This is a genomic window from Paenibacillus sp. FSL R7-0331, assembly GCF_000758645.1.
GTDB classification, from domain to species: domain Bacteria; phylum Bacillota; class Bacilli; order Paenibacillales; family Paenibacillaceae; genus Paenibacillus_AQ; species Paenibacillus_AQ camerounensis.
In genome coordinates, this window is sequence record NZ_CP009284.1 from 6,633,224 (window position 1) to 6,656,745 (window position 23,522).

Sequence of the window (23,522 nt, forward strand, 5' to 3'; positions counted from 1 at the left end):
CAAAAAAGGCAAAGCCCGGATATACTCCCCGTAACTTCGCCTTTTTTCCTTATTTCCTTTGGAGTTCCTCATCAATCTGCTCCGGTTCCTGCGGATGCCGGGAGACCAGTCTGACCAGATCCAGCGTCAACACCGGCAGGATTAGGGGCGCCGGATAGGCCAGATACCTCGGCTCCCACTGCGGGCCGAACTTCTCCTTATACCTGCGCAGTCCCGCGAAGCCGTACCAGTGTCCGCCCCGTATAAAAACAAGCCGGGCAAGCTTCTCCTCCCGCAGCGCCCCGGGATTCGTGCCGACGCTGGACAGCGGGGCATTGCCGAGGTTGAACCGGGCATAGCCCTGTGCCTTAGCCCATTCCAGCAGCTGGACGAATAAATAGTCCATCGTACCGTTCGGAGTCTCCTTGCGGTGGCGCATCAGATCGATGGAGATGGTGCGGCCCCCGTCATACCCCGGGGCAACACTGGCAAAGGCGGCAATCCTGCCCTCTGCCGTGCGCAGCACAGCCACCGGAGCAAGCTGCAGATAGGAACGCTTGAACCAGCCGAGCGAGAACCCCTTCTCGTTCCGCCCGTCCAGCCACTCCTGTGATACAGAGCGGAGCTCACGCAGCAGTTCCCCGCTGAGCGGCGCTTCAATAACAGCGAAGCTGTAGCCCTCGCGTCCGAAACGGTTGCAGACACTGCGCAGGCCGGTGTTTTTGGACCCGCTTAGTGTAAAATCCGCCAGCTGAACCGTCGCCTCTTCACCCAGCTTGAAAAAACGGTATCCCTGCTCATGATAGACCGGCAGAAACTCAGGTGTCGCCTGGTAGAATACAACAGATAACCCGTAGAGGTCCGCCTCCCTCCGGAATTCGCTGATTGCCCCGTTCAGCAGCTTCCTTGGACCAAGCGGATCACCAAGCACCACAAGCTTATCCCTTGAACGGGCAAAGGGAAGCAGGACTTTGCCGTCAGCAGCCCAGTAAAAGCGCTTGTCACCCAGAAACAGCATATGGGTCAAAGCATTGCCTTTAGTGCCTGCCAGGAATTGCGTAAGACGTTCCATGTCCCCGTCACCCAGTATCTCCTCCGCTCTCCGCTGCGGCCGCAGCAAGAACAGCATGGTTACCGCCAGCCAGGATAGAACAAGGCCTCCGGCAGCCGCAATGGCCGCGTTGCCATGCTGCTGCAGCCATTCGGGCTGCATACCGGCCGGCAGAACCTTCATGAACCCGCGGTGGACATAGCTCCCCAGCAAGGAATAGCCGAGCGCAATCAGGGAAGTCATTAACAGCCACAGCAGCGTGCTCTGATTGTTGACCGGTACGCCGATTCTGTAGAATCTTGATCTGGAGATCCACAGGATCAAGGCCACCAGCAGCAGAAATACAGCCTCCTCATAATCGAGACCCTTGGTAAATGCGAACACAGCCCCGCCGCACAGCAGTACGCTTGTCCAGATATAAGCTCTTCTGACCCGCAGAGAGATACCTCTCGACAGCAGAATCAGCATAAAGCCAATCACCACGGACAAATGATGGGAGATACGCATAACGGGCAGCGACAGCAGCTCTTCCGTCACCTTCAGCCGGTACAGCAGCTCGGGAGTCGCCGCAGACAGCAGCAGCAGAAGCCCGCTGGCCAGCACCAGCTTGCCGAGCGCCCAGACGCCAAGATCACTCAGAAATGTGTATTGACCGGGCCAGCCCCAGATTTTTTGCCAAATATTAAGGACCGGTTCAACAAACTCCCCTTCCCGTCCGGCACTCCGCCTACCCTGCAGCCCGAGCTCGAGTGCAGCCAGCACAAGGCCGATCAGCCAGGGCACGATGTAATACAACAGCCTGTAGATCACCAGCACCGCCATCGCCTGGTCACTGCTGTGCCCGAGCTGGGTAAGTCCAAGCAGCGCAATCAGATCGAACGCCCCGATGCCGCCCGGAGCCATGCTTAGAATCCCCGCTACCGCAGCAACTACATAAATACTGAACAGCACGCTGAACGCTGCACCGCCAAGCATCTGGCTGCCGATTACCCAGAAGGTGATGCCGGCTGTCAGCCATTCAAGCAGCGATGCCCCCACCGAGAATGATACCGTCACCCACGGGGTTCTGCCCCCTCCCCGGTTAATCCACTTCGCAAACAGCGAGGAACGCTGAACCATCACAAAAAAAGGCAGGTAAAGCGCCATCCCCCATACCGCAAAAACCAGCCACTCATGCTCGCGGAGCAGCCCTCCGGCAGGCAGCAGACCGGTAAGAGTTCCCCAGGACAGCAGGGACAGGCCGGTTATCATCAGCGGAGAGAGAAAGACAAGCGCCGGGGTAAGGGAGGCAGCCGGTACTCCGCTTTTTTTATAGAGCAGTGTGCGCAGCCCGATGCCGGCGATGCCGGCGAAGCCAATCAGATTATTAAAGGTATTGGCAATCCACGCATAGCGGAAGGTGCTCCACGCCCCCACCTGAAAGCGGAAATGACGGCGGATCAAGTAATCGTAAGCGCTCATGACAGCCACCGACAGCAGCGCGGCAGCAATCATTGCTGCAACTGCGCCTGCCGACATATGCCGGAGCTCGCGGATTGTAAGTCCAAGATGCACCTGCTTCAGCTCATGCTGTCCCTCCCAATAGACCAGCCCGATGATCGCCAGCGGAAAAAGCGCCCTTACCGCTCTGATGCGGTAAATATATAGAAGCAGCCGTACAATACGGAAACGTTCCAGTGTCTGTTTTATTGAATGCATGAGTTCCTCCTGCCTTACTAAGGGCGCATGTGTCCGGATTCAGGCCCTCTTCGGCCTATTCTTGCCTCCATTATACCAATTACAGGAACGTTAGGCTCGTGTACGGCCGCACAAAAAAGAGGACTTCCCTCACGGCAAAGGATGTCCTCTTTCTGGAATAGCTATTGTGGTGCAGATGCAGGATCAGACCCGGATATCGAATCTGCCTTCGCTGTCGGTTGTCGCAGTTGCAATCTGTGCTGCGCTGGCAGCCTTCAACAGATTGGTATCTGCAGGTTTGTCAGACTGTGTGCTTTGAGCCGCCGAAGAAGAACCGCTGCTATTGGACTTTTGGGCGATCTGCGTTTCAATCTGCTTAATCTGCTGCTCGAGCTGCTTTGTTTTGGTTTCCTTGGTCTTCTCATCGTCCTTGCTGGCTTCGACCTTTTCAAGTTCGGCCTCCAGCTTCGCTTTTTGCTTCTCAAGTGCGCTGGTATCAGTAGCGCTGGATGAGGTGTAGGAAGTTGAAGCTGTGGATGTTGCGGATGAAATATTCAATCCTGTTCCCCCTTTCACTTTTCAATATATACCCATTAGCAAAATGTAACGTTAAAATGGGCTGAAAGTTTGCTGAAAGTAAGGGATGACAGAGCAGCCTGCTACACCTGTTTTTCTACACCCGGAGCTGCCGCCGGCCGGGGTCTACGGTTAATCAGTAACACACCCAGCAGAATAATCACAAGTCCTGCCAGTGTATTCACATAGATAGGCTCATTCAGAAAAAGCGCGCCCCACATCAGCCCGAATACCGGCACCAGAAAAGTGACGCTGACGGTCTTTACCGCACCTACACTCTGGATCAGGTAAAAATACAGGAGATAGGCTACAGCTGTGCAGATTAGGGAAAGCCCGAGGACAGAGTATACGGCTGCGGCAGAAGGCAGCTGCTTCGGAGCAAAAATGACTGCCAGCGGAAGCAGTACAATAGCGGCTCCAAGCTGCTGGCCGGCTGCCAGCGTCAGCGGTGCCAGCCCGCGGCCCGCGCGCGCGGCGTACAAGCCGCCGAAGCCGTAAGCCAGCGCAGCGCCGAGTGAATAGAGAACGGACAGCAGCGTTGTTCCGGTAAGCGGAACAGGACTCCAGCCGACCAGAACCGCTACGCCGGCCAGGCCTATAATCAGCCCGATGGTTTTGGACAGTCCGGGTCTCTCATTCTTGATGCCCCAGGCGGCAAGCGCCGCAAACATGGGGGTAGTGGCATTAAGAATGGCTGCCAGCGAAGCATTCAGCTCCAGCTCGGCCATACAGATCAGCGTGAACGGCAATGCGGCATTCAAGGCGCCGAGCAGCAGGAACGGCTTCCAGTGCCGGAGCAGCGCCAGCTGCTTGCGGGTTATCTTGGCATACAGCAGCAGCGCCGCAGCTGCCAGCGCTACACGGAGCTCGGTTGTAAACACCGGTCCCAGCTCAGGCGAGGCAATCCGCATAAACAGGAACGATGCGCCCCAGGCAAAGGCCAGCAGCAGCAGTACGGTAAAATCCTTACGGCTCATCTGCGTCCCCCTTCCCTGCCTCTGCAGAGCAGCAGGTAGGACAAAACAGACAGAAGACCGGCTGCCGAAATCACAACAGCCATCGGAACCGCCGTTCCCTCGCCGCCAAGTCCGACCAGCGGTGCGACACAGCCGCCCAGCAGCAGCGGCAGCAGTCCAAGCAGGGCTGATGCACTGCCAGCCGTCTCCGCCTGATCCTGCATAGCCAGCGAGAAGGTTGTCGTACTGATCATCCCGACGCTTGCGACAACGGCCAGCAGACAAAACAGAATCGGCCACAGGCCGGAGCCGGCGAGAACAGCGGCCAGCAGCAGCACTCCGCCCAGCGCACAGAGCAGCAGTCCGACGGCAAGCAGCCTACGCTCACCGTATCTTCCGGATAATCTGCCGGCAATCTGGCCGGTAACAATAATGCCGAGACCGTTCACGGCAAAAATCAGGCTGTACAGCTGCGGAGAAACCCCGAACATATTTTGCAGCACAAAGGAGGAGCCGGAAATATAGGCAAACATCGCCGCCATTACAAAGCTCTGTGACAGCGCATAGCCCATAAACCGCTTGTTGCGGAGCAAGCTGCGGAAGGTCAGGAGCGTGCCCTTCAGGCCGCTTTTTACGCGCCGTTCCTTAGGCAGCGTCTCCGGCAGGCGCAGTACAATCATTGCGCAAAAAAGCAGGCCCGCTACAAACAGCACAATAAACACGCCCTGCCAGTTCGTTACTCTCAGCAGCTGTCCGCCGATAATCGGGGCGAGAATCGGCCCCAGCCCGTTTACAATCATCAGGAGCGAGAAAAACTTGGTTAATTCTGAGCCGCTATACAGATCGCGGACCGCAGCGCGGGAGATAACCACGCCCACAGAGCCCGCCAGCCCCTGGACAAAGCGAAGCACAATCAGCACCCCGATGGACGGGCTGAAGGCACATAGCAGGGAGGCTATCGTATAAATCAGCATCCCGATCAGCAGCGGACCCCGGCGTCCGTGCATATCGCTAAGCGGTCCGGCTGCCAGCTGGCCGGAGGCCAGTCCCAGCAGAAAGAAGGTCAGACTAAGCTGCACCAGTGCAGCGCTGGTGCCAAAATGCCGGGCAAGCTCCGGCAGCGCCGGCAGGTACATATCGATCGACAACGGGCCGATTGTAGCAATTGCACCCAGAATAACAGCCAGCTGCAGCCGCTGGCTGCGGGAGGGGCCTTCTGCCGCAAGTATGCGGCTATCCATTTTTTCTCTAATCATGTTACTGTGACGCCAACCTTTCTGCAGCAGGCCTTTACGGCCTGTTTTTAGTAATCTTCATACTAACTGATGAGGGCCGGAGTATTCAATGCTATTTTCCCGGAACTGCACCAGCCCCGCCCTGCTTCCGCATCAATATCAAGCAGAAACATAAGGATTATTGATTGATACCGTAGAGCTTATACATTCATATATTCAGAAGAAAAGACCCCGAGGGGGCCTTTGCCTGCACCCTGACGGAGTCTCCTCTACATTCACTTCATTCTGACCAGATTGTATTCACCGAATGCTTCACGAATCAGACCGGAATCCAGCACAGTATCCGCTATAATGGCCTTACGTCTGGCCTTCAGCACAATCTGCTCGATATCGGCAAAGCTGCAGCCGGCCATTAGGTCCGCTGTCTCCTCAACCAGGCCGGCTGATTCACCGTCACCGCCGACCAGTAGTCCGGTATATTCCAGCCTGCCCGCCTCATCCGGCGGCGAATACGTCATTCTGGTGTCAAAACGCCGCCAGACCGCCGGGTCCAGCTCCTCCTCCAGATTGGTTGCGGCAATAAATACACTCTCACCTGCGAACTCGTCAAGGCATTGCAGCAGGGTATTGACGACACGCGCCATCTCCTTCACCTCATCTCCGGAGTCACGCATCCGTCCCAGCACATCGAATTCATCGAGAAACAGCACACACGGCACCCCGGCAGCATAGTCAAAAACCTTCCGTACATTGCTGGCCGTCTCCCCCAAATGGCTGTGAATCACCGTATCCAGACGAACCAGGACAAGCGGCAGGTCCAGCTGGCGGGCCAGATGGAAAGCAGTCAGCGTCTTGCCCGTGCCGGGCGGGCCGAACATCACCAGCTTATTGGGCAGAGGCACATCTGCCGCTGCGAACCGCTCCCTCATGCCGAGGATCGTAATGAATTCATCCACAATCGTACGGTTCTGCCTGCTCAGCACAATGTGCTTTGCCTTACGCGCGCATTCCTTTGGCGTATATACACTCGCCATATCAAGCCCCTTAGCCCGGGGCAGCCGGGCTTGGCTGTTGTTTTTTTTGCTGCTGTTCACGTTAGGCCGTGCTCCTTATGCTTATAGTCGGGTATGATTACACCTAAATAGTAATCTTTACGATTAAAATCATAGCAGAGTCTTTGGCAAAATGCTACCCGGGGATTGCGCCACAGCAGCTGAGTAAAGCCGGGTACGGTTAAGCAGAGGGACTTCGTGGATGGGCTGAGGTTTGGCTGGTGTGCCCGGTTAGTGGGATAAATCCCCTTATTGGAAGCGGCCGTGGGCTATATGTGCTCTGTTAGTGGGATAAATCCCTTTATTGGCAGCGGCCGTGGGCTATATGTGCTCCGTTAGTGGGATAAATCCCTTTATTGGCAGCGGCCGTGGGCTAATTGTGCTCCGTTAGTGGGATAAATCCCCTTATGGGCAGCGGCCGTGGGCTATATGTGCTCTGTTAGTGGGATAAATCCCCTTATGGGCAGCGGCCGTGGACTATATGTGCTCCGTTAGTGGGATAAATCCCCTTATGGGCAGCGGCCGTGGACTATATGTGCTCCGTTAGTGGGATAAATCCCCTTATGGGTAGCGGCCGTGGACTATATGTGCTCCGTTAGTGGGATAAATCCCCTTATTGGCAGCGGCCGTGGGCTGAATGTGCTACGTTAGGGGAAAAATCCCCTTATGGGCAGCGGCCGTGGGCTATATGTGCTCTGTTAGTGGGATAAATCCCCTTATGGGCAGCGGCCGTGGACTATATGTGCTCCGTTAGTGGGATAAATCCCCTTATGGGCAGCGGCCGTGGGCTAATTGTGCTCCGTTAGTGGGATAAATCCTCTTATGGGCAGCGGCCGTGGGCTGAATGTGCTACGTTAGGGGAAAAATCCCCTTATTGGCAGCGACCGTGGGCTATATGTGCTCTGTTAGTGGGATAAATCCCTTTGGTGGCTTCGATAGCGGGGTTACTCAGGCTTTCATTTAAAGATACGATATGCAAAAACCGCCCGCAGGAGCTCCCATGAGTTTCAAACCCCTCATGTCGGCGGCCCCGCAGACAGTTGTGTCATAAGCAATATGTTACTGGTGTTACTGGTGTTACTGGTGTTACTGGTGTTACTGGTGTTACTGGTGTTACTGGTGTTACTGGAACTACTGGTGCTGCACCGTCGCATTCTACGCAAGCCCACTTCGCACCCAAGCTTACTTGCCCTGCTGCCCAAGCCAGCTTCTGGCTGCTTCGACCTCTGATGTGCTCAGGCGGTGTCCCTGATTGCCCCAATGGGTAACAACCTCAGCTCCGGCGGTCTGCAGCAGCTGCTCCAGCTCCTGTGTCTCCTCAGCCCGGATCAGCGGGTCATTCGTGCCGGCACCGATGAAGACCGCAGTGTCTGCAAGAGAAGGCAGGTCAAGCCCACGCAGCGGAACCATCGGATGCAGCAGCACCGCAGAGCGGAAAACCGGCCCGTAGTGGAACAGCAGGCTGCCTGCGATATTGGCTCCGTTGGAGTAGCCGACGGCAACAAGATTGCTGCTGTCGAAGCCGTACTGCTCCGCTGCACTGTCCAGGAACTGCTTCACCTCATGAGTGCGGAAGATGAGGTCCTCCTCATCGAACAGGCCTTCGGCGAGCCGGCGGAAGTAACGCGGCATGCCATTCTCCAGTACATTTCCCCGGATTCCCAGGACGGAAGAACCGGGAGACAGCATCTCCGCCAGCGGAAGCAGATCGTGCTCATTGCCTCCCGTACCATGGAATAATATTAGAGTTGGCTGGCTGGCATCTGTACCCTTTTTAAAAATATGAATCATACCCGGTTCACCTCCACTTCACGAATCTCGAATGGACTCAGCTTCGCTTCAATTACCGCACGGTTTGGTTCAAACCACGCCGGCAGCATCAGCTTCTCACCCAGCTTATCAGCTTCCTCGTCCCGGGCAAAGCCCGGAGGATCGGTAGCAATCTCGAACAGAATGCCGCCCTCCTCACGGAAGTAAATCGCGTTAAAATACTGGCGGTCCTGCACCGGAGTCGGCTGATAGCCGTGGCGCTGCACGACATTTCCCCACTGAAGCTGCTCGGCATCATCCTTGGCACGCCAGGCGATATGATGCACGGTGCCTGTACCGCCGCCGCCTTGCGGCACCGGGGTACTTTTCAGGTCAATAATGTTGCCGATGTCTGCGGAGGAACGGTAACGGATATAACCATCGCCCTCGGCAATCTGCTCAAGGCCAAGCGTGCGGGTCAGCGTATCTGCTGTCCGGCCAGGATCTGTGCTGTAGAGAACAGCTCCGCCAAAGCCCTTAATCGCATGCTCGGCAGGAACTCCACCGAATGACCAGGTGCTGAGCGCACCAGCCTCCCGTTCCACCAGCTCGATCCGCAGGCCGTCATAATCCGCGAACGACAGGTACGATTCCGCAATCCGCGTTACTTTGGTTACTGGAATCCGGTAGTCAGCCAGCCGCTGCTCCCAGAAGCCCAGTGAGCCTGCCGGCACAGCATAGGTAGTTACTCCAACCTGGCCGCCGCCGATTCTGCCTTTGCGTCCGGTTGCCCAAGGAAAGAAGGTGATGATGGTACCCGGAGAGCCCTGCTCATCCCCGAAATAGAGATGGTAGACCTCCGGGACATCAAAGTTAATCGTCTTTTTTACAAGTCTGAGCCCAAGAATGCCGGCATAGAAATCAGCATTTTGCTGCGCATCTCTGACAAAAGCGGTAATATGGTGAATCCCTGCAGTTTGAAGTGTCATTATATCCATCTCCTTATAGATTAGTTGAAAAAGAGGGCATCCAGCGAAATCGACCCTGGTCCGGTCAAGGCAACAGCTACTGCGACAACCAGAACAGTCAGCGGAAACTCAATTCCGTTAGCAGTTGACCAGAATCCGTTCGGAGCATGAACCTTGATAATTGCCCCGAGCATTGTAGCAGCAATCAGTACCGCCGCCACCGGTGTCAGCAGTCCTGCTGCGAATAGCACCCCGCCAGCCAGCTCCATGATTCCAGCCGTGACTGCCATCGCAACCCCCGGTTTAATACCGATAGATTCCATCCAGCCTCCCGTACCTTTAGGTCCGTAACCGCCAAACCAGCCGAACAGCTTTTGCGCGCCATGTCCGATAAAAGCAACCCCAATTACCAATCTAAGTAACAATAATCCTACACTAACCATATTAAACACTCTCCATTCTCTTCTTTTTAATTATCTTAATATTAAGACATAGCTCAAAATTTTTTGGCCTTCTTAGACTATGTTTATCTCTATCTTATAACTAAATGCCCGGTGGATCAGGCAAAGCCCAGCAAGCTCCAAGTCCGGATTGTCCTGCCAGGGATAAGGCGGCAGCCGGCGCGTTGCACCGTATACTTTGTTAAAAGATGCTACACGCCCTTACCCAGCTTCTTAAGCAAATCGATCGTCTGCCCCTTCTCATCCTCATTAAGCCCGCCCATCAGCCCGTGGATCGAAGCAACATGCTTAGGAAAAATGTTGTCGAACAGCTCGCGGCCCGCCTCCGTAATCTCAGCGTAGGTCACACGGCGGTCTTCATCACAAGGCACACGCTTCAGCAGTCCCCGCTTTTCCAGCTTGTCGATATTATAGGTAATGCTGCCGCTGGTTACGAGGATCTTCTCGCCGATCTGCTGCAGCGGAATCCGCGTCCGGTGGTACAGTACCTCCAGCACCATGAATTCAGCCGAGGCCAGGCCGTGACTCTTCATATCCTTAACTGCATGATCCATCAGGCTCTTATATGCTTTGGACAACACAACGAACAGCTTCAATGATGCCGCCTGATCCAGATCCGGACTGCCGGTTGTTCGGCTTATAAGTTCATTATAGTCACTCATCTTACACACCTCCGCTCTCTGTACTGTCCGGTCACTCCGGTGAATGAACCGTCCCTCTGATATGTCTTTAAGTTAATTATCTTTAAGTTGAGATAAATATACTCTTTATATTCTATATTGTCAACAGCCTGCGGCAAAATAAAACCTGCCGGTTTGACCTCCCTTTCAAAACGGCGTATCCTTTGGGTTACGGTACGGGGAAACCCGCCCTTACTGTGTCTGATTCATCCGGATTATTACACACTACATATAGAAAGCAAATATATCCTATTCTCTTCTATGGAAGGAGACCTCTCTTGTGGAAAATAATACGCAACCCCAGTCCCTAACTGCCGCAGGCCGGGCAGCGGCGGGACAAGCCCCGGCTCCGCGCGTGCTGATCGTAACGGCAGTCGAGGCTGAGCGCGAAGCGGTCCTGCGCGGCCTGGGTGGCAGCGCCAGGTTCGAGGTGATTGCGGCGGGCGCCGGTACCGCCGCGGCGGCGGCCGGAACGGCCGCTGCCCTGGCAGCCGGGGTCTACGGCTGCGTCCTCAGCGCCGGGATCGGCGGCGGGTTTCCGGGGCTGGCACCCGTAGGCTCGCTGGCCGTCGCCAGCGAGATGATTGCCGCCGACCTCGGGGCCGAGACGCCGGAGGGCTTCCGCAGCGCTGCCGAGCTCGGCTTCGGCAGCAACACCGTGCCGGCGGCGCACGGCACGGCCTTGGCTCTTGCGGCCGCGCTTGCAGCGGCCGGCCTTCCGGTCAGCACAGGTCCTGTGCTGACCGTATCGACGGCGACCGGCACCGCCGGGACGGCCGCCGCTCTCGCCGCGCGGCATCCCGGTGCCGTCGCGGAAGCGATGGAAGGCCACGGGGTCGCCGTGGCCGCCCAGCGGTTCGGGATCGCAGCGCTTGAGCTGCGTGCGATCTCGAACCCGGTCGGCCCGCGTGACCGGGCCGCGTGGCAAATCCCTGCAGCGCTGGACGCGCTAGCGGCAGCCGCCGCTATACTATTGGAGGTGCTGTAATGCCAGCAACAACAGATCAGTTGAACATTGCTTTTTCCCCATGCCCGAACGACACCTTTGTTTTCTACGCTCTGGCACACGGGCTGGTGCCGGGTGCACCCAAGCTCAACGTGACCTTTGCGGATATCGATATTACCAACGGGCTGGCTGCTGACGGCGCCGGACCCGAAGTGCTCAAAATCTCCTACGCCGCCCTCCCCTGGGTGCTCGACCGCTACAAGCTGCTGCCTTGCGGCGGCGCGCTTGGCCGCGGCTGCGGCCCGCTTGTGCTGACCGCCGGCGGCCAGGGTAAGATCCGCCGTCCGGCGGATCTGTCCGGCCGCCGCATAGCCGTACCGAGCGAACGCTCCACGGCTTATCTCCTGTTCCGTCTGTGGGCCGCACAGCAGGTGCCGGGCGGTCCCGGCGAGATTGTCGTCATGCCGTTCGATGAGATCATGCCGGCAGTCCGGGACGGGCGGATTGATGCCGGACTGGTCATTCATGAAGCGCGCTTCACCTACAGCTCCTACGGCCTGAACATGCTGACTGATCTCGGCAGCTGGTGGGAGGGGGATACCGGCCTGCCGATCCCGCTGGGAGCAATCATTGCCCGCCGTGATCTTGATGATGAGGCCATTACCGGCTGGATCAGAAGCTCGCTTCAGTTCGCCTGGGACCACCCTGCTGACAGCGGCTGCCGCGACTTTGTACTCAGCCATGCCCAGGAGCTGTCCCCTGAGGTAGCCAAGTCACATATTGACCTGTATGTGAACGGGTTCTCCATGGATCTAGGCGAGGAGGGTTACGCCGCGATCTCGGCGCTCCTAAACCGCGCAGCTGCTGAAGGGCTTGTACCGGCGGTTGATCCGGAGCTGCTGCGCTGACCTGTATCTACATTAACGGTCAGTCCCACAGTCAGTCCGGGGTTTTATCCTGCCTGAACCGCCTTTATCCAAACGTTTCCGGGACCCTTTTGCTTAACCAGCTCATGTGCACTGCCTGATACTATAGTCTGCAATCAATCTAGCATTACAGATGGGAGAGGATTTGATGATTCCTGCCGGCAACAGCAAGCAGAATATTGACCGCTTCTCAGGCTTTCAAAATGAATATGACCGTTTCCGCCCGGAGGCTCCGCCGATCATAGTAAGCTTATTGAGCAATTATCTGGGCGGAAAGCCTTCAACCGTCGCTGACATCGGCTGCGGAACCGGATTATCCACATTCCTCTGGAAGGATGCCGCAGATTCTGTAGTCGGAATTGAGCCCAATCCCGATATGCTCAGTAAAGCAACAGAGAAGCTGGGGCAAGACAGCAGCATCCAGTCTGTGTCTTTTCAGCAAGGCTACTCCACTCAGCTGCCGTTCGATTCCGGCAGTGTCGACATTATTACCTGCTCCCAGTCCTTTCACTGGATGGAGCCGGCCGGCACTCTGCAGGAGATTGCCCGCTGTCTGCGCCCCGGCGGCGTTTTTGCCGCTTACGACTGTGACTGGCCGCTGGTGCTGCAGGCGGATATTGAGAACAGATACAACCGGCTCATCACCTCTGCCGACAGCTTGCTGGCTGAGCTTCAGCCTGAGGGCGAACGTGCTCATAAATGGGATAAGGAAGGGCATCTGGCACGGATTCAGGGCAGCGGCCACTTTACTTTCGCCCGGGAGATTGTATTCCATAATACCGAGACCTGCGACGCTGCGCGCTACGTTGGTCTGATGCTGAGCCAGGGCGGGCTGCAGAGTGTGCTTAAGCTGGGGTCCACCCTGCTCAACGAAGGTATCGCCGAATTCACCGCTGCGGTGGAAGATTATTTCGAAGGCCGCACTCTGCCGGTCATGATCAGCTACCGGATGAGGCTTGGCATCAAATAATACCTGCTTTTATCAGCTTATCCTTTCCAAAAGCTGCAAATTAGCTTATACTGACTGCAACGAGACGAAGAACGTCCCGGCTTAACCTCTTAGGGGAAGCCGGGACGTTTTCTATTTTTACGGGGAGAGTGAGCTTATTGCTATTTGAAGACGCACACCGGCAATTTATCGGGGACCATCTGGTCAAAAGGACTTCCGGAGAACGGCGGGGACGGCTGGAACGGGGACATCAGCATGCGGAAATATTATTTCTGCGCAAGGTGTGGTGGCCGCTGAGGGGGGATTTCTCCAAGCTGCATCCTGAATATGAGGTTACGGACTGGCGCGGCAGATCTTATTTTGCCGACTTCGCCTGGCTTCCCGGCTACATCAGGCTGCTCATCGAGATCAAGGGCTATAGTTCGCATGTGCGTGACATGGACCGCAATAAATACTGTAATGAGCTCAACCGTGAAACCTTTTTGCAGGCGATGGGGTACCGCATCATCTCCTTTGCCTATGATGATGTCGAACAACGTCCCGAGTTATGTATGACTTTGCTCCAGATGATCCTGGGCAGATACCAGGCCGCCGATGCTCCCGCCTCACGTCTGCAGCTTATGGAGCAGGAGACCATCCGCCTGGCTATCTGCTTGACCGGAAGTGTCCGCCCCCGGGACGTTGAGCAGCATTTCGATGTTGATTACAAAACCGCAGTCCGGACGCTGCGCAGTCTTTGCAGTAAAGGCTGGCTGCTCCCCTCCAGCAGGGACAATCAGGAAAGAGTAGTCCGTTATGAGCTGGCACACGGTGTTCTGGATTACTTTAACTAGCCGATGGTTAACTGGTTTATGATCGTTGATCAGCTAGCTGGTCGTTGTGTGGATGGCCATCGGTGAATAGTCGATTGTGGATTGTTTGGTGATTGGCTGGCCGGTTGGTTGGTGGATTATAGTTAGTCGTTGGTCGTTGTGGATGTTTGGCGGATGATGGTTTGGTAGTTAGTGTCTTGGCAGTGATTGACTGGTTGGTTGATCATTGGCGGATGATGGTTAGTCGTTGATTGATGGTTGACTGAGGGGCGGCGGCTGGCGCGCGTAATTCTAACTTTGAGGTATTGCATTACACTGGCGCTATGCAGCAAAAATAATAACTACCCGGCTCACGTAAGGCATCCGCCTCTAAAACACACTATCTCTTGCACCGGTTACCTTCACGAGGAAACATTAAGTGGAAAAAGGCAACCTATTCATCGCGATGTAACGATTCTCGGGCATTTAGTTCGATAAAAGCAGCCTATTTGGGCTATTACTTCTCTTTTTCCCTATATATGGACGGATTAGGTGGACTTTTTCCAACTATTCCCTTTACTAAGCTGATTGCTAGCAATTTAGATGGTGTTTTTCCACCTAAAAAGCAAGACCGCGGGGGGAAAGGGTTACGGGTTACGGGTTACGGGTTACGGGTTACGGGTTACGGGTTACGGGTTACGGGTTACGGGTTACGGGTTACGGGTTACGGGTTACGGGTTACACTCTTTATCTTCCGCCCTTCACCGCCCACCCTTCGCCCTTCCCCCTTCGCCCTTCTACCCTTCGCCCTTCTACCCTTCACCCCTCTACCCTTCACTCCTCTACCCTTCACCCCTCTACCCTTCACCCCTCACCCTTCCCCCTACCCTCCACCCCTCGCCCAGCCCGCAACACCCACAGCCTACAAACCAAAACAGGCGCCTGGCTGCGGTTATACCGCAGCCAGGCGCCTGTTAATCCAGCTATACTATACATTCCTTATTTCTTGTTCATCTTAAACTTCAGGAACAGCTCGTTGTAATGGGCGAGCATCCGCTTGCCGAGGTTGTCGTAGACCTCCAGGCGGTCGGTGATTTCGGCGGGCGGGTAGAAGCGTTCGTCGCCGGAGATATCCTCCGGCAGCAGCGCCAGTCCGGGAACGTTCGGAGTGGAGTATCCCACGTATTCGGCGTTCTGGGCTGCGACTTCAGGGCGGAGCATGAAGTCGATGAACTGGTGCGCCCCCTCTACATTGGCAGCTGTCTTCGGAATGACCATGTTGTCGAACCATTTGTTCGACCCTTCCTCAGGTACTACATAGTCAAGCTTGTCGTTCTCGTCCATAATCTCGGATGCATCACCGGACCAGACGATCCCGACCGCCGCCTCTTCATTAGCCAGCAGCATCTTGATCTCGTCACCGACGATAGCCTTGACGTTAGGTGAGAGCTTGTTCAGCTTGGACAACGCCTCCTGCAGATGATCTTCATTCGTGTCGTTGACCGAATAATGCAGGCTGTTCAGCGCCATGCCCATTACCTCGCGGGCCCCGTCCACCAGGAAGATGTCATTGTTCAGCCTGCTGTCCCACAGGGAGTTCCAGCTGCTGAAATCAATATCTCCTGTCATCTCCGGGTTATAAATAATGCCCACTGTTCCCCAGAAATAAGGCACTGAGTACATATTGCCCGGATCGAAGGACAGATCCATGAATCTGGAATCCACATTTGCCAGGTTCGGAATCTTGCTGTGATCCAGCGGCAGCAGCAGGTTCTCCTCACGCATCTTGGCGATGGCATAGTCGGATGGAACAACAACGTCAAAGACTGTTCCGCCCTGCTCTACCTTGGTCAGCATCGCTTCATTGGAATCAAAGGTCTGGTAGATGACCGTGATTCCGGTCTCCTCCTGGAACTGCTCCAGCAGATCAGGATCGACATAATCGCCCCAGTTGTAGATCGTCAGCGTATTGCCGCCGGTATATCCTTCGGCCGAGTTCAGGCGCATTGCAAGGAACATCAGACCGAAGGCAACCAGCAGAATGGCCAGAAAAGCATTTGCCAGCTGTTTCATCTCGGCACCCCCGCTTCCGCTACAGGCTCCGCTACAGCAGCGGACGGCTTGCTCTTGCGCTGATTCAGGAAGTAGTAGCCGACGACCAGCAGAATGGTAAAGAGGAAGATCAGGGTAGACAGCGCATTGATCGACAGCGATACCCCTTGCCGGGCCCGTGAATAGATTTCGACGGGGAGTGTGGCGTAGCCATTGCCCGTTACGAAGAACGTTACTGCAAAATCATCCAGGGAATAAGTCAGCGCCATAAAGAATCCGCTAAAGATCCCCGGCTTGATGATCGGCAGAATAACCTTGGTCAGTACACTCATCCGGCTTGCCCCGAGGTCGCGGGCGGCATCAGTCAGTGTCGGGCTCATCTCCTGCAGATGCGGCAAAATCATCAGCACGGCAATCGGAATGCTGAACGCCACATGGGAGAGCAGTACTGAGGTGAAGCCGAGCTGGATACCGGCAATCGTGAACAGGATCAGGAACGATGCACCGATGATGACGTCCGGGCTTACGATCAGGACGTTATTCAGCGACAGCAAGGCGTTCTTTGAACGCCGTCTGCGGCTGCGGTGAATCGCCAGTGCCCCTATAACGGCAATCAAGGTGGCAATCGACGAAGAGAGCAGCGCAATAACGAGCGTGTTGATCACGATAATAATCAGACGTGTATCCTGCAGCACCTCACGGTAATAATCGAGCGTGAAGCCCTCGAACTTATGCATCGTGCCGCCGCTGTTGAATGAATAGTACATCAGATAGAAAATGGGTGCATACAGGACAACAAAAACCAGCACCAGGTACATATTAGCGATTCCGTTTTTATTTTTCATGCCGCACCCCTTTCCGTGAGCTTCCGGTCAGAAGCATGAACAGCACCATAATCACGATCAGGAACACGGCAACCGTCGAGCCCATGCCCCAGTCCTGTGTAACGAGAAAGTGCTGTTCTATGGCGGTGCCCAGCGTAATGACCCGGTTGCCGGCAATCAGGCGTGTAATCATAAACAGCGACAGCGCCGGAATAAATACCGCCATACAGCCGGAGCGTACCCCGGAGATCGTCAGCGGAAAAATAACCCGGCGGAACGTCGTCCACCCGGAAGCGCCGAGATCACGGGCAGCGTCTACAAGGGACAGGTTCAGCTCCTCGAGGGCACTGTAGATCGGCAAAATCATAAACGGAATGAAGATATACACCGATACAAACACAAAGCTGAACCCGGTGAACAAAATCTGCTGCTCCCCGATCCCCAGGACATCAAACAGGCTGTTAACCGGTCCGAAGGTGCCAAAAATCCCGATGAACGCATACGTCTTCAGCAGCAGGTTGATCCAGGTTGGCAGGATGATCAGCAGCAGCCACAGCTGTTTGTGCTTCGTGCGGGTCAGCAGATAGGCTGCTGGATACGCAACAAGCAGCGAAAATGCTGTAATCAGGAACGCATACCAGAAGGAGTTCAGCATCATTTTCATATATACCGGTGTAAAGAAGTTCACGTAGTTATCCAGTGTAAGCTTCCCGTCCAGATCAAACAGCGAATAGTAAATAATCAGCAGCACCGGCGCGATGACGAACAAGGCAATCCACAGGTAATAAGGGATGAGATAATACGACCGGCCCTTATTGGTCATGGCTCTCTACCTCGCCGTAAGCTTCCAGACGTCTGTCGAATTCTTCCTCCGTTTCGCCGAAGCGCATAACATGAATCGCTTCCGGGTCAAAATAAAGCCCGATCTCGCTGCCTACCTCCGCCTTACGAGTAGAGTGAACCAGCCATTCATGGCCGGATTCATCGTAGCAGCTGATTTCATAGTGCACCCCGCGGAACAGCTGGGAATCTACGCGCACCTTCAGCTTGCCCTGCTCAAGCGGGGAGATTTCCAGATCCTCCGGACGGATAACAATCTCCACTGCTTCATTCGGACGCAGACCGGCATCCAGACATTCAAACCGGTGGCCGCCCCATTCCACTAGATTATCCTCGATCATCACACCCGGTACAATATTCGACTCCCCGATGAAGTCGGCAACGAAGCGGTTAATCGGCTCATCGTATATATCATTTGGCGTACCGCTCTGCTCGATCTTCCCTTTGTTCATGACAAAGATCCAGTCCGACATCGCCAGCGCTTCCTCCTGGTCATGCGTGACGAAGATAAAGGTAATTCCCAGCCGCTGCTGCATTTCCCGCAAAATATACTGCATCTCGGTGCGCAGCTTCAGATCAAGCGCAGACAGCGGCTCGTCCAGCAGCAGTACCTGCGGCTCATTAACGATCGCCCGCGCAATCGCCACACGCTGTCTCTGGCCGCCGGACATTTCATTAATTGCACGCTGATCATAGCCTACAAGGTTGACGAAACGCAGCGCTTCCTGCACCTTTTGTGTGATGACATCCTTTTTAAGCTTCTTGATGCGCAGTCCGAAGGCCACATTCTCGAACACGTCCAGATGCGGAAACAGGGCATAATCCTGAAATACCGTATTGACCTGCCGCTCGTTGGCGGGAATGTGGTTGATCATTTTTCCGTTCAGATAAATAGAACCTTCCGTCGGCTCTGCAAAGCCGGCAATCAGACGCAGAATGGTCGTCTTGCCGCAGCCGGAGGGGCCAAGCAGTGTATAGAACTTGCCGCGTTCAATTTCAAAGCTGACGCCTTTTAACACGGCCTCCTCATCATCATACTGCTTAGTAACCTGGTCAAAAGAAATAATAGTGCCTTCCGGGGTAGCTATAGCTAACAACCTCCCTTACCTTATGTAATACAACCTATTTTACCCTCATCTCGCAGAGCGCAATCGGCGCCTTCCGGCGAAGAAACGCCGCACCGACAATTCCGCCCCTGCTTCGACAACATTTCATATTATATAGCATATCGGATCAATCCCCTATATGCGATAACGTACAATGTAAAAACTCCGGCGGATTCTTAACAAGTTCGTAAAATATGGCCCCTGCACGCCCGTTTTGAAGTGCTATAATGAAAACGGCTGAAAACAGCCTGTAAATTCCTCCTTTTACGAAAGAAGATGACAAACATGAACGAGGGGTTACAAGACCGCCTTGAGAAATTTGGATTATCCCTTTATATGATACGGATTACGCTGGCCGCTTCACTGTCCTGGCTGGCTGTACACGGCCTTTACGGCGACCAGTATTTATACTTTGCACCGCTTGCGGCCATTCTCATTACACAGGGCACCGTTAAAGCCTCACTTGAAAAGGGCTGCTACCGGCTGCTCGGCATTGTGCTTGGCGGAGCGGTCAGCCTGATCGTAGGCCGCTTCCTGGACATAGGCATCGTCTCGCTTCTGCTGATCCTGCTGATCGGCATCGGAGTTGCCACCGCCTGCCGGATTAATGTTCAGGCCGTTTCCCAGGTCGGGGTAACGTCGGTGCTCGCGCTTACCTTTTACCATGATCATTATGTTGTATGGAGACTCGCAGAGACGCTGATCGGCGTACTGATTGCCCTCTTGATTAATATGATTATTGTTCCGCCGAAGGGCTTCGATAAGGTGAAGGGTCTGGCTCTTGAAGGGAGCCTGCTGCTGGCTGATTCCCTAAGCGGACTTGCCGCAGGCGGCAAAGCCGGGGAACCGGCCCGCAGCACCCTGAAGCGCTCCTCCGCTCTGCTGGCGAAGAGCAGCAGCCTGCAGAAGGAGCTGCTGTACACGCTGTCACATTATCCTTGCCGTAAAGAAATGCACGGACTGGCTCAGGCTACGGCGCATCTGCAGAAGGTTCACTTCTATGTCCAGGAGATCGCGGAGGAGCTATCCCTGCTGCCTGCGCACTATGCCGCCTCTGACCGGATGAATGAGGTCATGGCAGCAACCGCTGACTGTATTGCCCTTTACGGTGCCAGGACGCTGTCGAAAGCAGAAGCCGGACGTCCGCTTACGGAGTCTGCGCGTCACGCCCGCGAGCTGCAGCTCTCCTGGTTCGCTGAGCTGCAGGGGCACTGTCCGCTCACAGCCATCCGCGATCTCGGCGCCGTGTTCTCCCATCTGAACCGTGTGCTTGATGTTATCGAGCAAGCCGGTTACGCAGCAGTTTCTGCTGCAGCCCTGCCGGCAAGAAGCGAAGCTGCCCGCAGTATCCCTCTTGTTAACAAAGGACTCTCCCACAAGCTGTAAGCTTGGGAGAGTCTTTTTTTGTAGTCCCGGTGTGCGAGTTGGAGATTAAGCCCCACTGCCGGCTATCGCACCCTACTACGGCTGCGATTTTTTAGATAAAATCACAGTTGAAAACTTGCTGCACAAGTATTAAAATAAGGATTATTTGCAGCAACCACTAAAATCCAGTACTATAGTACCAGTTAAGAATTCTTTATTGTCGATCACGGTCGAATAAATGACCTCATGCTGAATGTTTATCTTCGTCTCATGTATAAAGGCAAACTGTCCGAAAGGGCAGGACGCAAAGCAATGGGCCTAATCATGCGCATTCGGCATTTATGGCTGCCAGGCTGCCGGTTTCTGATAATCGAAAAAAGCGAGGTTATAAACAATGCCGCATCACACTCTTGATCAGCCACGGCATGCGTTCAGCGCCATGCCTGTCTTCAGTGCCGTTCATTCTCTTTCTTCTACTCTCCCCTTCATACCGCCAATCGGATCTGCCGGGCATGAGGAGAAGAATGGAATGATTATCGTGCAGAATGACCAGATCTTTATTACTCCCCCTTTACCCGGCGGCAAAGCTGCCGTCATCTCTGCCATTCACCCCGTCGTCCTCAGAATTAACCGGACCAGAGCAACAGAGCCCGCCGCCATTACTTCATCTGACCAGCTGAGCTGGGAAATCAGCGAGAAGCCGCAGTACCAGATTACCGTTTCCGAAGACGGGCTCAGCGCCTATTTTACGCTCTACCGTGTAGAGAAGTATGCCTGGAAGCTGGTCAATTGTCCCGCTTCGGCCAAGGTATGTGTCCGGGCAGAGCCGAACTATGATCTGCTGCTCTCGAAGCTGACTGTGAACCAGATTGTAGCCGACCTGTCTAAGAGCTCCTTCATCCCGAATCTAAACATTCCGGCCCTGTACGCAGAGCTGAATAATCCGACCTATCAGCCGGTCTGTATTGCTGTAGGCAAGGCTCCGCTCCCGGGCAAAAAAGGGCGGCTTGAGCCGGAGGCAAGGCTGTCTTTAACAGAAGCGTTCAGCACAAGCGGAGCATCCGGTCCACAGTCTGCAGCGGACTCTTCCGGAATGAGACCTTTCCGGGTCCGGACAGGGGAGATATTGGCCCGCAAGCTGCCCCCGGAAGAGGGATTGCCCGGGTACGATGTGTTCGGCGGCATTTTGCCGGCTCCGCGGCCGGAGGATATATCTCTTACATACTCCGGCTGCTGCCGGCTGCTGCCGAACGGGGAGATTGTCGCACAGCGTGAAGGCCGGCCGCGGTTTACGGGCTGGGATACCCCGGCTATGCGTATTGATTTTCCGGAAGCCTGCGTCTTGCCGGATCATATGGCTGCTGCCGAAGGTACTCTTATTTTCGCAGGGGATATCATAGCACCTCAGGGAATCGGGGAGTATTACACTATAGAAGCAATAGGGAACGTATACATCTCCGGTGACGTCCGCCATGCTGTGATTGCAGCCACCGGCAGTGTAGTCATCCGCGGCAGGGCTACAGACAGCCACATTTACAGCGGTGAATGCGGGGCAAGACAGCACCGGCTGTATAAGTGCCCCGGACAGCTGATAGAGGAACTGAGCCTGCTACGGAATGCCGCCCGGCTGCTGGAGAGCAATCTTCGCTCCCGCCAACAGCCGGTGAAATACGGGCTGGTCGTGCTGCACCTGCTCGAAGGTAAATTCATCCACATCCCCGGCATGCTGCGCGGACTGCAGGAGCTACTTGCCGGAGACGATCCGGCTGCACCTATGGATACAAGGCAGCTGAAGCATATGCTGGAGATTTTTCTGCACCCCGGACAGTTCACGGAATTCATTAACGATGATGTAGTCGGCACATTCCTGGATCTGCTGGAGGAGCTCAGGGACGGAGTATTTCATATGCACGAGGGAAATGTGCGGATTGATATTGCCGGGGCAGAGGACAGCCTGCTCCAGTCGGGAGGCGACCTGCATATTCACGGGGAAGGCACTGTTAACACCACCCTGCGGGCAGCGGGTAATATCCGCTTTATTCCTGCAGATTCGGTATGCAGCGGCTCCACGGCCGAGGCGGGGCAATCCATTGTATTACAGCAGGCCGGACCGGCAACAGGACAAAGAACGCTGCTGACAGCAGGGCATAAAATCTCCGTCCGGCAAATCTCAGGCACCAGCATCCATATCGGCGGCTACAGCGCTGAGATTGATACTCCGGCGGGGGAGACCGTATTTACCGCCCAGAGCCTGCGGTTAAGAAATCAGGCTTAATGAACAGACAAGAGCCTGCAGACTGCTCCGGGAGCAGACTGCAGGCTCTTGTCTATCAGGTCATCCCGCGCTCCGGCGCAGCTTTCCTCCGCCGCCCGGATGCTCCCTCCTGCTTCGCCCCAGCTTCACATTCACCAGGATAATGCTGCTGACGATAAGCAGCAGACCCGCAATCAGGTTGAGCGTAACATGCTCATGCAGGATCAGCACGCTTGAGCCGATTGATATCAGCGGAATCAGAAAAGTATACGAGCCTACCTTTCCCGCCTCTCCTTCATTAATGAGTTTAAAGTACACCATCCAGCCGAGTGCGATAACGAATACAGCGATAAACAGTGTATTCACAATAAAGGCTCTGCTCCAGGTAATTGCCGCCCAGCTCTCTGTAACCGATCCGGCAGCCAGCAGGATCAGGCCCCCGATCATAATCTGCATGGCAGTCAGCCACAGCATATCCACCCGCGCCGCATTCCGCTTCATATACACGGTGCCGAGGGCCCAGCACAGTGCGCTGGCCAGTGCCAGCAGTACTCCGGCTGCCGAGATGCTGCCGGTAAATCCGCCGATGCTAAGCGCTGCTACCCCGGAGAAGCCAAGCAGCAGGCCGAATATTTTCAGCCCGTACATGCTCTCACCCAGCCAGATCCAGGCGAAGATGCCCAGCAGCACAGGCTGCAGAAAGACTATGGCCGAGAACAGGCCGGAGGGAACATATTGCAGGCCAATGGTCTGGAATCCGTAATAAAAGACAATGCTGAGCACAGCTGAAGCCAGATAGACGGGCCACAGCCGCCGGAAATCAAGCTGCCTCCATCTTGGCAGTGCGGCTATAATCAGGATGATCCCGGCAATTACGGTACGGATACCGGCGAACAGCAGCGGGGGCGCGTAGGTTAAGGCGATTTTGGACAGCGGCCAGTTGATGCCCCAGACGATCACCAGGAAAGTAAGCAGTATGACCGTTTTATTGCGTTGCGACATTGTGTTCACCTCTTGTTTCTTATTCAATCCAAATGATACAATATCCGTATTCATAATTGAAATGCATTATAATCATGAGGGGC

Annotated in this window: 20 protein-coding genes and 1 riboswitch; of the genes, 6 read left to right on the forward strand and 14 right to left on the reverse strand. The window is 55.1% G+C overall.

The features are described from left to right. Positions 1-49: 49 nt before the first annotated feature. The 9 genes from mprF to R70331_RS28930 all read right to left on the reverse strand — a co-directional run bounded on the left by mprF (position 50) and on the right by R70331_RS28930 (position 10,366). Complete coding sequence (gene mprF, locus R70331_RS28890; RefSeq protein ID WP_042181512.1) at positions 50-2,728, reverse strand: bifunctional lysylphosphatidylglycerol flippase/synthetase MprF; 2,679 nt, start codon at positions 2,726-2,728, stop codon at positions 50-52. A gap of 183 nt (positions 2,729-2,911) precedes the next feature. Next, a complete protein-coding gene (locus R70331_RS28895) occupies positions 2,912-3,265 on the reverse strand; it encodes a FlxA-like family protein (RefSeq protein WP_042181514.1) in 354 nt (117 codons plus the stop codon). A gap of 101 nt (positions 3,266-3,366) precedes the next feature. Further along, positions 3,367-4,260: a DMT family transporter gene (locus R70331_RS28900; protein WP_042181516.1), complete on the reverse strand. Its 894-nt coding sequence runs from the start codon at positions 4,258-4,260 to the stop codon at positions 3,367-3,369. Continuing rightward, entirely contained in the window at positions 4,257-5,495 is a 1,239-nt protein-coding gene (locus tag R70331_RS28905) for a Bcr/CflA family multidrug efflux MFS transporter (protein ID WP_231576373.1), read from the reverse strand. Before R70331_RS28905 ends, R70331_RS28900 begins: the two co-directional genes overlap by 4 nt. A 254-nt stretch (positions 5,496-5,749) precedes the next feature. After that, on the reverse strand, positions 5,750-6,568 hold the full coding sequence (locus R70331_RS28910) for an AAA family ATPase (RefSeq protein WP_042181521.1): 819 nt from the start codon (positions 6,566-6,568) through the stop codon (positions 5,750-5,752). A 1,140-nt stretch (positions 6,569-7,708) separates the two neighbouring features. Then, on the reverse strand, positions 7,709-8,317 hold the full coding sequence (locus R70331_RS28915) for an alpha/beta hydrolase (RefSeq protein WP_042181523.1): 609 nt from the start codon (positions 8,315-8,317) through the stop codon (positions 7,709-7,711). Continuing rightward, positions 8,314-9,264, reverse strand: coding sequence for a ring-cleaving dioxygenase (locus tag R70331_RS28920; protein ID WP_042181525.1), 951 nt, complete (start codon positions 9,262-9,264; stop codon positions 8,314-8,316). The genes R70331_RS28915 and R70331_RS28920 overlap by 4 nt, the downstream gene beginning before the upstream one ends. A gap of 20 nt (positions 9,265-9,284) precedes the next feature. Continuing rightward, positions 9,285-9,686 carry a DoxX family protein gene (locus tag R70331_RS28925; RefSeq protein ID WP_042181527.1) on the reverse strand — a complete coding sequence of 134 codons (402 nt, stop codon included), beginning with the start codon at positions 9,684-9,686 and terminating at the stop codon, positions 9,285-9,287. 209 nt (positions 9,687-9,895) lie between these two features. Then, positions 9,896-10,366 (reverse strand): MarR family winged helix-turn-helix transcriptional regulator, encoded by a 471-nt coding sequence (locus R70331_RS28930; RefSeq protein ID WP_042181529.1) that lies wholly within the window; start codon positions 10,364-10,366, stop codon positions 9,896-9,898. A gap of 298 nt (positions 10,367-10,664) precedes the next feature. Here R70331_RS28930 and R70331_RS28935 point away from each other — a divergent pair, with 298 nt between their 5' ends. The 4 genes from R70331_RS28935 to R70331_RS28950 all read left to right on the forward strand — a co-directional run bounded on the left by R70331_RS28935 (position 10,665) and on the right by R70331_RS28950 (position 14,038). Then, positions 10,665-11,372, forward strand: a complete 708-nt coding sequence (locus tag R70331_RS28935; RefSeq protein WP_042181531.1) for a futalosine hydrolase — start codon at positions 10,665-10,667, stop codon at positions 11,370-11,372. 20 nt (positions 11,373-11,392) lie between these two features. Continuing rightward, complete coding sequence (locus tag R70331_RS28940) at positions 11,393-12,238, forward strand: 1,4-dihydroxy-6-naphtoate synthase (protein ID WP_042183430.1); 846 nt, start codon at positions 11,393-11,395, stop codon at positions 12,236-12,238. 166 nt (positions 12,239-12,404) lie between these two features. Continuing rightward, positions 12,405-13,226: a class I SAM-dependent methyltransferase gene (locus tag R70331_RS28945; protein WP_042181533.1), complete on the forward strand. Its 822-nt coding sequence runs from the start codon at positions 12,405-12,407 to the stop codon at positions 13,224-13,226. 128 nt (positions 13,227-13,354) lie between these two features. Beyond that, positions 13,355-14,038 (forward strand): PDDEXK family nuclease, encoded by a 684-nt coding sequence (locus tag R70331_RS28950; RefSeq protein ID WP_331281493.1) that lies wholly within the window; start codon positions 13,355-13,357, stop codon positions 14,036-14,038. A gap of 957 nt (positions 14,039-14,995) precedes the next feature. Here the strand turns inward: R70331_RS28950 and R70331_RS28955 are convergent. From R70331_RS28955 to R70331_RS28970, 4 genes are read right to left on the reverse strand one after another with little or no spacing between them, the layout of a single operon-like run. Further along, positions 14,996-16,069, reverse strand: a complete 1,074-nt coding sequence (locus R70331_RS28955; protein ID WP_042181537.1) for an ABC transporter substrate-binding protein — start codon at positions 16,067-16,069, stop codon at positions 14,996-14,998. Further along, positions 16,066-16,893: an ABC transporter permease gene (locus R70331_RS28960; RefSeq protein ID WP_042181539.1), complete on the reverse strand. Its 828-nt coding sequence runs from the start codon at positions 16,891-16,893 to the stop codon at positions 16,066-16,068. Before R70331_RS28960 ends, R70331_RS28955 begins: the two co-directional genes overlap by 4 nt. Next, on the reverse strand, positions 16,883-17,695 hold the full coding sequence (locus tag R70331_RS28965) for an ABC transporter permease (protein ID WP_042181541.1): 813 nt from the start codon (positions 17,693-17,695) through the stop codon (positions 16,883-16,885). Before R70331_RS28965 ends, R70331_RS28960 begins: the two co-directional genes overlap by 11 nt. Then, positions 17,685-18,809 (reverse strand): ABC transporter ATP-binding protein, encoded by a 1,125-nt coding sequence (locus R70331_RS28970; RefSeq protein WP_197071380.1) that lies wholly within the window; start codon positions 18,807-18,809, stop codon positions 17,685-17,687. Before R70331_RS28970 ends, R70331_RS28965 begins: the two co-directional genes overlap by 11 nt. A gap of 294 nt (positions 18,810-19,103) precedes the next feature. Here R70331_RS28970 and R70331_RS30830 point away from each other — a divergent pair, with 294 nt between their 5' ends. Together R70331_RS30830 and R70331_RS28980 are read left to right on the forward strand one after the other, a co-directional pair. Continuing rightward, the gene (locus R70331_RS30830) at positions 19,104-20,204 is read left to right on the forward strand and encodes an FUSC family protein (protein ID WP_052419263.1); all 1,101 of its coding nucleotides are present in this window, start codon (positions 19,104-19,106) and stop codon (positions 20,202-20,204) included. 248 nt (positions 20,205-20,452) lie between these two features. Continuing rightward, a riboswitch (cyclic di-GMP riboswitch) is annotated at positions 20,453-20,544 on the forward strand. A 168-nt stretch (positions 20,545-20,712) separates the two neighbouring features. Beyond that, on the forward strand, positions 20,713-22,458 hold the full coding sequence (locus R70331_RS28980; protein ID WP_042181543.1) for a flagellar assembly protein A: 1,746 nt from the start codon (positions 20,713-20,715) through the stop codon (positions 22,456-22,458). Between the two features lie 60 nt (positions 22,459-22,518). Here R70331_RS28980 and R70331_RS28985 read toward each other — a convergent pair whose 3' ends face one another. After that, positions 22,519-23,439 (reverse strand): DMT family transporter, encoded by a 921-nt coding sequence (locus tag R70331_RS28985; protein WP_042181545.1) that lies wholly within the window; start codon positions 23,437-23,439, stop codon positions 22,519-22,521. Between the last annotated feature and the right edge of the window lie 83 nt (positions 23,440-23,522).

What these genes read in the sequence shown, in the direction of transcription:
- mprF (WP_042181512.1), bottom strand. Translation starts at nt 2,728, where the DNA reads ATGCATTCAATAAAACAGACACTGGAACGTTTCCGTATTGTACGGCTG.
- R70331_RS28900 (WP_042181516.1), bottom strand. Translation starts at nt 4,260, where the DNA reads ATGAGCCGTAAGGATTTTACCGTACTGCTGCTGCTGGCCTTTGCCTGG.
- R70331_RS28905 (WP_231576373.1), bottom strand. Translation starts at nt 5,495, where the DNA reads ATGATTAGAGAAAAAATGGATAGCCGCATACTTGCGGCAGAAGGCCCC.
- R70331_RS28915 (WP_042181523.1), bottom strand. Translation starts at nt 8,317, where the DNA reads ATGATTCATATTTTTAAAAAGGGTACAGATGCCAGCCAGCCAACTCTA.
- R70331_RS28920 (WP_042181525.1), bottom strand. Translation starts at nt 9,264, where the DNA reads ATGACACTTCAAACTGCAGGGATTCACCATATTACCGCTTTTGTCAGA.
- R70331_RS28925 (WP_042181527.1), bottom strand. Translation starts at nt 9,686, where the DNA reads ATGGTTAGTGTAGGATTATTGTTACTTAGATTGGTAATTGGGGTTGCT.
- R70331_RS28930 (WP_042181529.1), bottom strand. Translation starts at nt 10,366, where the DNA reads ATGAGTGACTATAATGAACTTATAAGCCGAACAACCGGCAGTCCGGAT.
- R70331_RS28945 (WP_042181533.1), top strand. Translation starts at nt 12,405, where the DNA reads ATGATTCCTGCCGGCAACAGCAAGCAGAATATTGACCGCTTCTCAGGC.
- R70331_RS28955 (WP_042181537.1), bottom strand. Translation starts at nt 16,069, where the DNA reads ATGAAACAGCTGGCAAATGCTTTTCTGGCCATTCTGCTGGTTGCCTTC.
- R70331_RS28960 (WP_042181539.1), bottom strand. Translation starts at nt 16,893, where the DNA reads ATGAAAAATAAAAACGGAATCGCTAATATGTACCTGGTGCTGGTTTTT.
- R70331_RS28965 (WP_042181541.1), bottom strand. Translation starts at nt 17,695, where the DNA reads ATGACCAATAAGGGCCGGTCGTATTATCTCATCCCTTATTACCTGTGG.
- R70331_RS30830 (WP_052419263.1), top strand. Translation starts at nt 19,104, where the DNA reads ATGAACGAGGGGTTACAAGACCGCCTTGAGAAATTTGGATTATCCCTT.
- R70331_RS28980 (WP_042181543.1), top strand. Translation starts at nt 20,713, where the DNA reads ATGATTATCGTGCAGAATGACCAGATCTTTATTACTCCCCCTTTACCC.
- R70331_RS28985 (WP_042181545.1), bottom strand. Translation starts at nt 23,439, where the DNA reads ATGTCGCAACGCAATAAAACGGTCATACTGCTTACTTTCCTGGTGATC.